The following is a 12982-nucleotide window of genomic DNA, read 5'->3' as shown; positions in this document are numbered from 1 at the left end:
TTCCCATTGAACCCATCACCTCAGAGCTACTGTGCTTTAGCGAAGAATTATTATAACTCTGCTACAAGAATTAGACCAAAAGCAAACAAAAGCGCCTTCCACCCTAATCAGGCACGGCATGATAAACCTTGCGCAGACTCGTGGGATCATCAAAGGCTATAACCAATAAACGGGCGACTTCAGCGCGCGGGATTCGTCCCCAGTCGAAACGCTGGGTGTCCTCAACCAGAAAGCCAGTTCCGGTTGCTGGCCCTTCGCCCAAGCCACCGGGACGGATAATCGTATAATCCAACGTACTGGCCTTAATGTAGTTTTCAGCCGTGGTTTTGCGTTCTAGGGCAGACCCCAATACCCAACGCACAAAGAATGGTAACGCCTGTAGGCTTTCCCCAGCACCAATGGAACTGACCATCAGCATACGGTTCACACCAGATGCAACGGCAGCTGTTGCAATATTGATCGTGCCAACGTCATCAACAGGACTATCGCCTCCGCTGCTGCCAAGTGAACTGATCACGGCCTGGTAGGAGCCAGACTCAAAGGCTGCTTGTACCGAGTCTGCTTCAAGGGCATCACCTTCGAACAACTCAACGCCCAAAGATTGAAGCTCCGCCACATCTGACGTCGGCCTGACAAAAGCCGTGACAGCATCTCCGCGCGCCGCAAGAATTTTGATAACCTCTAAACCTGTACCGCGTGTTCCACCAAAGACGAGAATACCATCTGGTGCTGACCCGTCCGCAGGCGCATACTCATCCTGGGCAAACGTGTGGGATGGAAAAGTCATAGCCATAACCGCGACCAAGGCTAAAACGGTATGCCTGAGAGAAGTGATCATTGTCCAACCTCTAATGTGCTAACGCGTTTCAGTTTATTCATTTCATCACTCTCCGTACCCCAAACGATCTGCCCCTCTTTGTCACGATAGCGCCCAAGAAACCAATATTCATTAGGGGTGATATGAATTGAATCTTCCGCGATCATATCTTCACCACTGCCGGGATTAATCATCCGGCAGGGGCCAAAATCCATTGGGCCTGAGATGACCTTACCGTCCTCTCGCAAACTTAGCTTAAAGTCACAGCCAAGACGCCAAGTGAAATCTTCGATGGTCAATCCGTCCAATTGTTCTGGATTACGGTGGACGTTGTAAAATTTCTCTTCGTCCACAAAGGATAATTCACGTTGATGAACCTGTCCGGTCTCTGGACTCACAAAAAAATGCAAGACTCCACGGCGGATGATCCACTCTTTATCGTCTGAACCATCAATAGAAGATTGTTGATAGATTGTGACTCCGTCAAGGAAAGGCAGCTCTACCGGTAAAAAAAGTTGATGCATCAGGCGATGCTGAAGGTTCTCGGGAACGTTATTGTCGATATCGCGCTGAACCTGTTCAGAACTGTCGTAGCGGCCATTCACCCACACCTTTACAGCATCGAGAATACGCTGAGACTCAGTGGCACCAGAGGTGTTGGTTTCAGAGGCAAACACCAAGTTATAGGTGAGCAGAGACACTCCAAGCCCAACCACAAAGAAAATGAGACGTTTCTTGAAGCTCACAGCATCCTCCGGAAATCAGCGTTGCAGATGCACATTGAGCCAAATTCTGACGTGTTACACGATACATGTCGAGACGGCTTAACTGATTTCAACGTTATAGGGTGAGCCGTGACCGATTTGCGGCAACCAGTAATTTCCCATAAGTTTTCATAGGTTTTGGGAGCATTGATCAAATGAACACCGAGATGAAACGACGGAAGAATTTCTGGCCCGGATTGGGGGCCTGCGTTTTTCTCGCTGTCGCCCTGCTCAGTAACTCATTTTTCCCCGCCGTTCTGGCTCAGCATATTCCTGAGCAAAATCAGCCGAAATCTATTGATATGCCGATGGATTTACCCGCCCTCGCGGAGATTGATGCCTTAGATGGGCCAGATGCGCCGATCCGCCGTTTCTTTCTTACCAGTCAGGGAATGCGCGGCCAAACCGTGCCACTTCCTGAGACAGAAGGGTGGTTCTGCACACTGAGTCAAGCCACGCATGTGATGCTCGATTTCTGGCCGAACCTGAATCAATGGGTTTTCCAAGTGGGATTCTCAGAGGACGCCGAGTTGACGGCTGGTGGACTCGCCACCTGTCACCGACTTTCAAAGGGAGACGCTGACAAATGAAACGCACCCTCACACTCTCTCGGCGCTCCTTTGCACTCGGCGTGGTTGGCATAACGGGCCTCAGCAGATCTGTCTATGGGCAAAAGCAGGTTTCTACTGTCGTTGTCGCAGGCGCGACCGGACGCACCGGTCAACGCATTGTCGCGGCCTTGCTCGCGGACGGATATCGGGTGCGCGGATTAACCCGCGATGCCGAGCGGGCAAAAGCTCGCTTTGGCGAGATCGTGGACTGGATGAGTTGCGACGTCCGCAATCCCAACGACGTAGCGCGGGCCGTCAATGGCATGGACGCTGTAATCTGCGCCATTGGCTATACAGAGTTTGCAGGCCCCAACGGCGGCCAATTTGTGGATTACCTGGGCGTCCGTCATTTGGTTGATGCGGCAAAAGCTGAAAAAGCAAAACATTTCGTGTTGATTTCATCTGGCTCAGCCGGACCAGCAAGAGACCAAAAGCTAAACCCGCTGTTCGGCTACGTAGGCTATTGGAAAACGAAAGCAGAAAACCGATTAAAGGAAAGTGGCGTTCCCTTCACCATCATTGGCCCAGCTGGGCTGGTGGATACTGAAGGTGGTACAAAAGCCATTCGGGCGGCAAGACGTCCGGATTACATAAAGCTGCCAATGGCGGAACGGGTTGTGGATATCGGTGATGTCGCGACGGTGGCTGTCGCAAGCCTGACCGAACCGGTTCTCCGGGGTAAAACCTTTGCCCTGCTCAATGACGATGGATCTCCTTCCTATGACTGGCGTCAGGATGTTGCAGACCTGCCTCCGGAAGACAGCTAAGAACCGCTGGCTTTGTCAAAGGCGGCGAAAGTTCTCCCCGCATTTGCTAACCGAGTCAGCAACGGTGCCGGAGTCCAGTAGCCATACTCATTGCCAAATGAGCCCGCAAAATCATTGAAGGCTTTTACGATCTGACCTAGGCCCAGCGTATCACCGTAAAACATCGGACCGCCACGATAGGCTGGGAAGCCGTAGCCTGAAGCCCAAACAACATCAATATCGCTGGCGCGCAGCGCGATACCATCCTCAAGCAACTGCGCGCCACGGTTGACAAGGGCATACAAGCAGCGCTGCTGAATTTCTGCATCAGATATATCAGTGCGTTGAGAAACATTGAGATCAAACGCAGCTGATTGAATAAGTGAGATCGCGCCTCCGTCAACTTCACGGGTGCGCCCATCTGCGTATCGGTAAAAGCCATAACCAGTCTTTTGACCATATCGTCCTTCGCGATACATGAGATCGCCGGGAACACAATACAGCGGATCGTCAGGCAGGAGATGCCTGTTTTGATCTCGCGTTAAAAAAGTCACGTCGTGGCCTGCGAGGTCCATGACAGCACATGGCCCCATGGCCATCCCCCAAGCTTCCAAAGCCCCATCGACCTGCGCCGGCGTGGCTCCCTCTAACAGAAGCATTTGAGATTCGCGGACGTAGTCTTCCAACATTCTGTTACCGATGAACCCATACCCGACACCCGATAAAACCGGCACTTTTCCAATTTTGCGGCCAAGGGTCATGATCGTCATCACAACTTCTTTTGATGTCTTATCCGCTCGCACAACTTCGAGCAGCTTCATGATATTGGCCGGTGAAAAAAAGTGAGTCCCGAGAACACGCTCAGGCCGCGTCGTGCAAGCTGCAATCTCATTAATATCGAGCGTCGATGTGTTTGTTGCCAACACTGCAGCCCGCTCACAAAATTGATCTAGTTCTTGAAAGATAGCTTTCTTTAGGCTCAGCGATTCAAACACTGATTCGATTACAAGATCCACGTCCCTGAGATCTTCCAGTGACAAAGTTCCCCTCAGTCTGCTCAGGTGATCCTCACACGCCTCAGACGATAAACGACCACGCTCAGCATCCCGGCGTATGGTTTTCTGTATATGATTTAAGCCGCGCTCTAATAAGTCAGCTTGACGGTCCACCAAAATCACATCCAAACCTGCGGACAAAAGACAGATGGCAATCCCTGCCCCCATCGTGCCCGCACCAACGACGCCAACTGCGGCAATCTTAAATTGAACGGTCTCTTTGGGAATGTCTGGAATTTTAAGCGCCAAACGCTCAGAAAAAAATAAGTGGCGTTGCGCTTTAGATTGGAGTGACACCTTCAGTTCGGTTGAAAGGCTACGTTCATTCTTAAGACCATCCTTAATCGGTAAAGTGCAGGCCCACTCAATCGCACTCACAGCAGCAGGTGGAGCCTCAAAGTCTCTACGACATTTAGCGAATAGGGACCTGGCTTCCTCAAACAACGAGTCTGAAAAAGAGCTTGGCTCAACCCTAAGATCACACGTGCGGCGTATGTTGCAACGATCTTTGAAGGCTCGCGCGACTTCTATGGCGGCTTGAGTGACATCTGTCGTGACCACCATATCAATGGCCCCAAGCGCTTTAGCCTCCGCGACGGGAATATGACGACCTGTCGCAATCGCGTCTATGGCCGCCTCAGCGCCAATCAATCGCGGCAGACGTTGCGTGCCGCCAGCCCCTGGGATAATGCCGAGGTGAACCTCTGGCAATCCAACCACACCACCCTGGTGTGCGACGCGATAATGGCACCCCATGGCCAATTCAAACCCACCGCCAAGGGTACTGCCATGCAGCGCAATGACAACGGGTTTCTCACATTGCTCAATGCGGTCAATCAGATCCGGCAATGACGGCTCTTTGACAGGGGCATCAAACTCACGGATGTCTGCGCCACCACTAAACAAGCGTCCCGCACCTGCTATCACTACAGACGATACTGCAGAGTCTGCTTCAGATTGGATAAGGCGAGTCTTAATTTCCTGCCGCACGGCCTGCGATAACGCATTCACAGGCGGATTGTTTAAAAGAAGAACGGCAACGCCGTTTTCAACGGAATACTCAACCAAGGCAGACATATATGACTTCGATCATATGCAGAAAAATGGTCATATGGTTTAACCCTGTGGTCCTCAGATGGAAAGGCCGATTCCGTTGCCTGACCATGTGTGGTTGAATAGCTATGGGTGTGCCGCTGTGGCGCTGGAGGGGAACATAATGTCTAACACTTTAAGACACCGTATTCACGTACTGTTGTCCAATGAGCCTCCACGGCAAACCGCATCTGTAGCCGTTACAGCACTCATTACAGCGATGATTGTTATCAATGTTGTCGCGGTCATTCTGTCGTCGGTTAAGGAACTCAATCAAGCCTACAACCTTTGGTTCCTGATGATTGAGGTCGTCTCCGCTGTTTTCTTTACTGCAGAATGGATTTTACGCGCCTGGGCCAGCGTCGAACGCGCAGAGTACTTTGGCGTCACGCCGTTCAAAGCAAGGCTGCGATATGTTTTATCACCTTTACCAGTCATTGACGTGATCGCTATCGCGCCGCTTTACTTGTCCATTTTCGGTATCGTGAGTGCCCAAAGTCTGATCGCGCTGAGGCTGCTACGGTTACTGCAACTGGCAAGATTCTTCGCGCCACTCGGTGTGCTTTGGCGCGTTATAAGGTCTGAAGGTCCGGCCATGTTAGGAGCGATTTTCATTGTCCTGGTTCTCATGGTCATCGCCGCGAGCGGTATGTACTTGGTGGAACGTGATGTTCAACCAAAGGATTTTGGCAGCATCCCGTCCGCGATGTGGTGGGCTTCCGTGACCGTCACCACCGTTGGGTATGGAGACGTTACACCAGTTACTGTTTTAGGCCGTGTGATCGCCGTGGTGATCATGATCTTGGGAATCGGCTTGGTTGCCCTTCCCGCTGGCATGCTGGCCTCACGCTTTTCAGAAGAACTTCATCACCGGCGTGAAGAGTATCGCCGCAGAGTAGACTTGGCACTACAGGATGGGCAACTTGATGACGGCGAACTTGCCAGCCTTAAAGCGGCCCAGCACGAATACATGCTTACAGATCAATCAGTGAACCAGATTCTTGCGGAAGAAGTTAAGCGTCGCAGACATGTCTGTGAAACCTGCGGGAAAATCGTTTTATCTTAGCCGCTTTGGTAAGCCTCCCTGGCACTCATGTCAGAATACGCATTCCACGCGCAACACCATCACGCTGCGAGATAGCTTCCATCCAGCGCGCAATCTCAGGGTATTTTTTCAATCCACCTTCGAGCCGAGAGGCCGACGTCGCCGCAACAGGGTAGGTGTGAATATCCGCGATCGTGTACTCCTCTCCGACCATAAACTCACGACCCTTGAGGTGAGACTCTATTGCCGACAAGCCTCTGTGCGCTTCTGATATGGCGCGATCAAGCGCCACCCGGCTCGGCTCAGGTGCGATTGTCGTAAACCAGAATTGCGCTGCAAATGCTGGGCTAAGATTGGATGAAATAGCGCTCATCCAGGTGTGGATTTCGGCTCTCACCGCTAGGTTCTTTGGGTAAAACTGACCGGATTTTTCGGCCAGATAAAACAGCATACCGTGCCCCTCGAAGACCGTGATTTCTTCATTTTTGGGACCATCATGGTCGACTAAGACAGGTGCGCGCCCAAAAGGATTCATTTTTATAAAATCTGGCTTTAGGTGCTGCCCGCCGACGAGATCGACCAGATGCGCGGTATACGGCAACCCCGTTTCTTCGAGCATAATGTGTACCCGCTGGCCGTTTGCTGTCGGCACGCTGTATAAATCAATCATAATCACCTTCAATTTTTACGGTCTGGACGAATCCTTGAGGTTCACTATAAAGCAAGTCAGCCATCTCGGCAGTTTTTAGGAGTTTTATGTGAACCGCCCACGTCAGTTGTCATGCCTGATCGGCAGTTTTTTAAGTATATGCGTCAGTCTGGGCATATCTAGTGCCTATGCCGCAGTTGAACGCATAGAAATTCTGGACCGCATGCTTGTCTCTGATGGTCAGAATTATGGCCGTGTGGGGCCGTATGTCAGAATCGCTGGCCGTCTTCATTATGCGATCGATCCTCAATCAGACTTTAATGCGTCCATTCATGATCTTGAGTTTGCGCCAACAGATGCCCGGGGCCTTGTGACATATAGCGGTGACTTCGTTTTATTGATGCCGCTTGACCCAGAGCGGGGCAATGGCCGTCTTCTTTATGACGTGACCAATCGCGGCAATATGGTGGCGCTCAACCGATTTAACAATGCCACTGGGCGGACAGCTGCACGCAGTGCAGCGGATTTAGGGAACGGCTTCCTGATGGAACAAGGTTATGCGGTTCTTTGGACCGCTTGGAATTGGGATGTGGTGAGGCGCCCAAACACACTGACCATCGACCTGCCGGTCGCAACGCAGCCTGACGGCACTGTTATTACCGGGCAGGTTATCAGCGAAATGGCACCGACAGAATCATCAAAAAGCCTGAAGCATATCGGACTCGGCGCTTTAGGCTACACACCAACGGTCTGGAATCCTCAGGCCGCTCAGTTGTCGGTTCGTGGTCCACAAAGCGGAACCTACGAAACCATTCCGCGTCAAAGATGGCAATTCGGCCTTCCTCTGGAGGAGGACTCTGCGTCTCCACTCCTAAGAGACCCCAATTGGGTCACGTTGGACACAGGATTTGTTCCGGGAAAAGTGTACAGATTGGCATACGGCTCCCAGAACCCGCCCATCGTTGGCTTGGGGCTGTCCGCCTTGCGCGATGCCGTCTCTTTTTTCAGTTATGAGACGGGAGACTCCTATGGCAATGCAAACCCACTGACATCGCAAGGTGGGGGGTTGCCACAAGCCACCGTGGCCTATGGCCACTCGCAATCTGGCCGATTGTTGAACACGCTCTTGTGGGAAGGTCTGCATGTGGATGAGCAAGGTCGTTCCGTATTCGACGGACTGCTGATCGACGGCGCTGGCGCTGGAAAAGGCAGTTTCAACTTCCGGTTTGCCCAAACCTCTCGACATTTTAGCCCGGACCAAGACTTAGACTTTCCGACAGACTTTTTTCCATTTTCAACCGTCGAACAGGTCGATACGGTCACCAATGAACAAAGCAGCCTGTTAGATGAAGCCCGCAGATTAAACGCGGTGCCAAGAATATTTATCATCAACACGGCCTCAGAATACTGGGCCAGATCTGCCTCGCTTGTGCACACGGACACGCTTGGCAGCACAGATATTACTCCAGACCCAAGTGTCAGGCTTTATATGATTGCTGGAGGCCAGCACGCGATTGGCACGTCCGATAAACGCGGCGCTCTTGTTCACTGTCGTAGCCCACTCGATCACCGTCCTGTACTGCGGGCGCTGCTATCGCATATCGACGCTTGGATCACGGTAGACCGTGCGCCTCCACCAAGCCAATATCCGAAAATCGCTGATGGAAGCCTTGTGACGACTGATCAATATCGCACTGGGTTTCCCGATGCCGCCTTTATGCGAACGCCAAAATATCAATTGTTACCGCCTCGCCTCGATCATGGACCCAGATTTGCGAGCGAAGGTATCGCAGACAATGTTCCGCCTCTTCATGGGAAACCCTATGAAACCCGCGTGCCCGCCTCAAATGAAGATGGCCTGGACATCGCTGGCATTCGTCTGCCTGATATTGAGGTTCCTTTAGGGGCCCACACAGGCTGGAATCCACAAACTGCAGATACCGGAGCACCGAACAGACTGGCACGCTGGTCAGGCAGCTTTATTCCCTTTTCCCGCACCGTCACAGAGCGCAATGCGACAGGCGATCCGCGTCCGGCAATAACAGAGCGCTACACTTCAAGAACTGATTATACAAATGCCTACGCTGAGGCGACGCTCGAACTGGCCAATCAGGAACTCATTCTGGGGATGGATATTAATCCAATGATTGAGAAGGCCGGGTACTTTTATGATCAAGTCATGAGTCACAATCCTGCGGATGAGAGCTGTAGGTTCGCTAACCTCGTGGACTGATATGACGTAAGGGATTCCTATAAATATAGTCTGCAAGGCGATTATGGTTGCCCCCTCACTCCATTGCCCTGCCTGACAACATGAATAGGTTTCAGCTCTCCGCCAACACCTCGGCGACTGAACCAGCGTGGCCAATGCCTAAAATATGACATTGATGCCAAAGCGCATAAAACAACAGCACCCAGGCTGAGAAGGCGGTGCGGGTGTTTATCGACTTAAACAAGTCAGTTACGCGGGATGGCTCACAAATGCGGACGACTCCGGGCTGATTCGCAACCAAGGGCCCCAACACTTTCCCGTGGGACTGAATCCACGCGCCGACAGGTACGGAGAAACCTCTTTTGCGCGCAAAGGGTTGTGAGACCGGCATCTTTTCCGCCAACCATTGTCTGAGAATATTTTTACCAAGGCGGCCTGAAATTTTCTCGCTGTCTTTCAGATGAAAAGCAAAAGAGGCGAATGAGCGGTCTAAAAACGGAACGCGCCCCTCAACGCCATGGGCCATGAGGCACCTATCAACTTTCGTCAGGAGATCATTCGGCAACCACGTCGCGATGTCTAATCCCTGCAGCTTCTGCAAACGCGACCAGAGCTGCGCCTCAATGTCTTTTTCCTGTGCCACAATTGCGCTACGCCACGTTTTACTCGACGATCGCAAAACGTTGACGCGCGCAAGCGCATGTCGGGCCCAGGGCGCTTTCCGAAACGGCCAAGGGCGCTGACCGCTACGATAGCGGCCATACCCCCCAAGGACTTCATCACCCCCCTCGCCGGTCAGAACCACTTTCACATCTTGAGAGGCCGCTCTGGCTAAATGATAAGTTGGAATGGCCGCATAATCGGCCACCGGATCATCCAGACAAGCAGCAATGGCCGGCAGTGTGTTCCAAAAGTCGCTTTCGGAAATTTCTATGGGCCTGTGGTCTGCGCCTGTCGCTGCCGCAACCAAGGCCGCCTGTGTGCGCTCATCATGGACACTGGAGTTCGCAAAACCAGCTGTATAGGCGATCACCGGTTGCTCTTCGAATTCAGCCATAGCTGTCAGAACGGCTGCCGAATCGAGCCCACCAGAGAGGAAGATGCCATAGGGAACGTCAGACCGAAGATGAACGCGAACGGAATCAAACAATAACGCCTCAAACTCAGATGCGGCGTCACCGCTTGCCTCAGCCTGACGAGCAATCGCATCAATCTGGATCCGATCTAGAATTTTTCCGTTTCGGACGAGCAGTGTGGTCCCGGGCGGAACGCGCCGAATACCGGCCAAAGCTGTTTCGTCGCCATTACTAAACTGCAGTGCGAGCAATTCATCCCGTGCGGTTGTGTTTTCGGTCGCTGCTAATAGCCCTGCTTTCACAAGCGCTTGTGCTTCAGACGCAAACCAGAATCCGGTGGAGGTTTCCGTATAATAGAGCGGTTTAATTCCAAATGGATCACGCGACAAAATCAACGTTCTTGATCTTGGGTCATACACTGCAACCGCAAACATACCCCGCAGCAAGCTCGTATACGCCACCCCCTCACTTAAGTAAGCGTGCAAAATAGATTCATTGTCGCTTTGTGTCCGATAAGTCTGTGATGCAAGTGTTTGGCGGATTTCTAGGTCGTTGTAGATTTCGCCGTTCGCGATGACCGCAACACCTTGCTCTGACACGAATGGCTGGGCCCCATGGGCCGGATCAATGATCGCAAGTCGCGTGTGAACCAGACCGACCGCATCAGCAGTATGACGTCCAGAACCATCTGGGCCGCGATGTCGTAAGGATGTCTGCAAAGACGTGAGCACGGAATCCAAAGGCACCGCGCCATTCGTTGTCATGCCCCCGGCAATACCACACATACTCTTTTTGTCGACTTACTGATCAGATGGCGCGGGATCTGCGCGACTGGTTACAATGGTTTGAAAAAGAGCCTCGTACTTTGGAATAACCACAGCTTCACTATGAGATTTAGCAAACTCCTCGGCTCCAGCAACGGCAATACGACTTGAAAAATCAGAATCTTGATTTACCCATTTGATGGCTTCGGCCAAGCTGCGTGCATCCTCAACAGGCACCAGAACACCCGTCTCACGATGGCGCACGAGCAACCCCGGCCCGATGGCATCTGCGGCAATAACGGCCTTTCCGCACCCCCAGGCGCGAAGCACTTGCTCACCAACATCATCTTTAGTTGCGGGAGAGATCACAATATCGGCAGCCGCAATAAGTGGCATGATGTCGCTCTGCGCGCCCAAAAACCGGGTCCGTGGTTTAATGCCAATTTCAAGAGCCTGATCATCTAATTTCTTTTTATCTGGCCCCTCACCAACGATCCATACATAGATGCCAGAAATCCGGCCAATAGCTTCCATTAACATCTGAAAGCCTTGTCCCGTTGTTAGATTGCCAACCACAACCACCAACTTTGCTGTAGCAGGTGTAAAAAACATTTTCCTGTCATGGGGTTTAATCCCATCAGAGACGATAATTGGAGGGAGCTTAGTGACTTTTTCAGGTGGCCAACCTGCCGAAATAACGCGATCGACGCGCTGTTGGCTGAAAGTAAGGAGGTGATCACAAGACTCATATTGCGAAGATGCGAAAGCTTCGCCAACAACACCAAGGTGTTTCGCCTGTCCACGCCCACCATGTGCTGGCGTAACATCGTTGGAGACCTCAGGGGTCCAACTCAGCACTAAATCCGCATCAAATGCTGAAATCTCGTTGTTCAATCGTCTCTTACTGGAAAAATCGAACCGTGCCCGAAAAGGCAATTCCAAGGACTCAAGCCCTACAGATCGCAATCGCATTGCAAGCCGTTCATCTTTGGGTATCACAACGCGTTGCGCATGATCAGTGCGCGCCAATGCCGTGACTGTCTGCTCAAAAGCGCGTTGGACAGCGCCGTCGTCACTGCTGGATATGGCATGCAGTATCTTCATCGGATGTGCGCCCAACTTCCCCCCTTCTAGCACCTCAGCGAGCAGCCTCTGCCCTCAGAACTCAAACGCGCTCACTATGCCAGAACGCATCTTATAGCAGGCTTAAGTGGCTGACGCCAAAATCTGGTGAGTGCCTCACGTCACAACAGCGTGACAGGCGTCCAAAACCTCACCAACTGAAATATCTGACATGGCACGACCGTTTGAGATATTCGGGGCCTGCACAACGGTTACGCGTGCCCCCCAGGGACGATATAAATCAGCACGTGTCGGCCCGAACAACGCTACTGTGGGGGATCCAACGGCGGCTGATAAATGCGCTAAGCCTGAGTCATTCGCAATTGTGAACTGACACTTGGCCAGCACGGCGGCGACGGTCAACAGGTCAGAGCATCCAATTAACAGCCCGCATCTTTCCTGTGGAAGCGCCTGTGCCATCTGAGTCAAAATTGAGCGATCCGCTTCTGCACCAACAAGCAGAATCTTGTTGTCTGCAAACCAACCTTCTTCTGCGAGGATTGTCCGCGCCAAAGCCGTGAAATTCTCGGAAGACCAGGTTTTTTCTGGCCGTGCAGCAATAGGGCATAGCGCAATGTAAGGTTCGTCACCGCCCAGAATGTCCAACGCTCCGGTCTTATGGTGATCGCTCAACCATATTTTGGGATCAGCGGGCGGAGATAAACCGAACAGGCCGCTCAGCAGTTGAACACGATGCGAGCGATCATCATCTGGACCTAGCCTATACCGCTGGCGCGTATGCACAAGATACGGAATCAGAGACCGGCGCAGATCAACGACCACATCCCATTTCACTTTTCGAACCTCTTGCCACAGACTGAACCAATGTTGTCCGTAGGGTTTCTTGGCCAGAACGATGACTCGCTCCAAGTTGGGAACATCTGCAAAAAGGCTGGCCGCCAAAGGGCCACAAGCAATTGTTAACTTCGCGTTTGGGTATGTCTGAACCAGGTGGTCAAGCAAACCTGTCGAAATAACGGCATCACCAATGCGTGTCGCCGTTATAAACAGGATGCGCATGGCAGATTG

11 protein-coding genes are annotated in these 12982 nt (G+C 52.2%); 4 read left to right on the top strand and 7 right to left on the bottom strand.

Annotation, left to right across the window (positions count from 1 at the left end; genetic code table 11):
• Positions 1 to 103: 103 nt before the first annotated feature.
• Together RIC29_18345 and RIC29_18340 are read right to left on the bottom strand one after the other, a co-directional pair.
• Positions 104 to 787, bottom strand: a complete 684-nt coding sequence (locus RIC29_18345) for an SDR family oxidoreductase (protein ID MEQ8736889.1) — start codon at positions 785 to 787, stop codon at positions 104 to 106.
• Positions 788 to 834: 47 nt separating this feature from the next.
• Positions 835 to 1563 carry a CpcT/CpeT family chromophore lyase gene (locus RIC29_18340; protein ID MEQ8736888.1) on the bottom strand — a complete coding sequence of 243 codons (729 nt, stop codon included), beginning with the start codon at positions 1561 to 1563 and terminating at the stop codon, positions 835 to 837.
• A gap of 185 nt (positions 1564 to 1748) precedes the next feature.
• On the opposite strand from RIC29_18340, the gene RIC29_18335 reads away from it, so the two are divergent.
• Positions 1749 to 2171, top strand: a complete 423-nt coding sequence (locus tag RIC29_18335) for a hypothetical protein (GenBank protein ID MEQ8736887.1) — start codon at positions 1749 to 1751, stop codon at positions 2169 to 2171.
• Complete coding sequence (locus RIC29_18330; GenBank protein MEQ8736886.1) at positions 2168 to 2959, top strand: SDR family oxidoreductase; 792 nt, start codon at positions 2168 to 2170, stop codon at positions 2957 to 2959. Before RIC29_18335 ends, RIC29_18330 begins: the two co-directional genes overlap by 4 nt.
• Here RIC29_18330 and RIC29_18325 read toward each other — a convergent pair.
• Positions 2956 to 5070, bottom strand: a complete 2115-nt coding sequence (locus RIC29_18325; protein ID MEQ8736885.1) for a 3-hydroxyacyl-CoA dehydrogenase NAD-binding domain-containing protein — start codon at positions 5068 to 5070, stop codon at positions 2956 to 2958. The genes RIC29_18330 and RIC29_18325 overlap by 4 nt on opposite strands.
• Positions 5071 to 5209: 139 nt before the next feature.
• Between RIC29_18325 and RIC29_18320 the strand changes: the two genes are divergently transcribed.
• Positions 5210 to 6151, top strand: coding sequence for an ion transporter (locus RIC29_18320; GenBank protein MEQ8736884.1), 942 nt, complete (start codon positions 5210 to 5212; stop codon positions 6149 to 6151).
• Positions 6152 to 6176: 25 nt separating this feature from the next.
• Here the strand turns inward: RIC29_18320 and RIC29_18315 are convergent, their stop codons facing one another.
• Complete coding sequence (locus RIC29_18315; protein ID MEQ8736883.1) at positions 6177 to 6800, bottom strand: glutathione binding-like protein; 624 nt, start codon at positions 6798 to 6800, stop codon at positions 6177 to 6179.
• An 88-nt stretch (positions 6801 to 6888) separates the two neighbouring features.
• Here RIC29_18315 and RIC29_18310 point away from each other — a divergent pair, with 88 nt between their 5' ends.
• A complete protein-coding gene (locus tag RIC29_18310) occupies positions 6889 to 9012 on the top strand; it encodes an alpha/beta hydrolase domain-containing protein (protein MEQ8736882.1) in 2124 nt (707 codons plus the stop codon).
• Between the two features lie 91 nt (positions 9013 to 9103).
• On the opposite strand, the gene asnB is transcribed toward RIC29_18310, so the two are convergent.
• From asnB to RIC29_18295, 3 genes are all read right to left on the bottom strand, one after another.
• A complete protein-coding gene (gene asnB / locus RIC29_18305; GenBank protein MEQ8736881.1) occupies positions 9104 to 10852 on the bottom strand; it encodes an asparagine synthase (glutamine-hydrolyzing) in 1749 nt (582 codons plus the stop codon).
• 15 nt (positions 10853 to 10867) lie between these two features.
• Positions 10868 to 11935, bottom strand: coding sequence for a glycosyltransferase family 4 protein (locus RIC29_18300; GenBank protein ID MEQ8736880.1), 1068 nt, complete (start codon positions 11933 to 11935; stop codon positions 10868 to 10870).
• A 135-nt stretch (positions 11936 to 12070) separates the two neighbouring features.
• The gene (locus RIC29_18295) at positions 12071 to 12973 is read right to left on the bottom strand and encodes a glycosyltransferase family 9 protein (protein MEQ8736879.1); all 903 of its coding nucleotides are present in this window, start codon (positions 12971 to 12973) and stop codon (positions 12071 to 12073) included.
• Between the last annotated feature and the right edge of the window lie 9 nt (positions 12974 to 12982).

This window comes from Rhodospirillaceae bacterium (genome assembly GCA_040219235.1).
Taxonomy (GTDB): domain Bacteria; phylum Pseudomonadota; class Alphaproteobacteria; order Rhodospirillales; family Rhodospirillaceae; genus WLXB01.
This window is presented reverse-complemented; position numbering and strand designations above follow the sequence as displayed.

What these genes read in the sequence shown, in the direction of transcription:
- RIC29_18300 (MEQ8736880.1), bottom strand. Translation starts at nt 11,935, where the DNA reads ATGAAGATACTGCATGCCATATCCAGCAGTGACGACGGCGCTGTCCAA.
- asnB (MEQ8736881.1), bottom strand. Translation starts at nt 10,852, where the DNA reads ATGTGTGGTATTGCCGGGGGCATGACAACGAATGGCGCGGTGCCTTTG.
- RIC29_18330 (MEQ8736886.1), top strand. Translation starts at nt 2,168, where the DNA reads ATGAAACGCACCCTCACACTCTCTCGGCGCTCCTTTGCACTCGGCGTG.
- RIC29_18320 (MEQ8736884.1), top strand. Translation starts at nt 5,210, where the DNA reads ATGTCTAACACTTTAAGACACCGTATTCACGTACTGTTGTCCAATGAG.
- RIC29_18315 (MEQ8736883.1), bottom strand. Translation starts at nt 6,800, where the DNA reads ATGATTGATTTATACAGCGTGCCGACAGCAAACGGCCAGCGGGTACAC.
- RIC29_18335 (MEQ8736887.1), top strand. Translation starts at nt 1,749, where the DNA reads ATGAAACGACGGAAGAATTTCTGGCCCGGATTGGGGGCCTGCGTTTTT.
- RIC29_18345 (MEQ8736889.1), bottom strand. Translation starts at nt 787, where the DNA reads ATGACTTTTCCATCCCACACGTTTGCCCAGGATGAGTATGCGCCTGCG.
- RIC29_18325 (MEQ8736885.1), bottom strand. Translation starts at nt 5,070, where the DNA reads ATGTCTGCCTTGGTTGAGTATTCCGTTGAAAACGGCGTTGCCGTTCTT.
- RIC29_18295 (MEQ8736879.1), bottom strand. Translation starts at nt 12,973, where the DNA reads ATGCGCATCCTGTTTATAACGGCGACACGCATTGGTGATGCCGTTATT.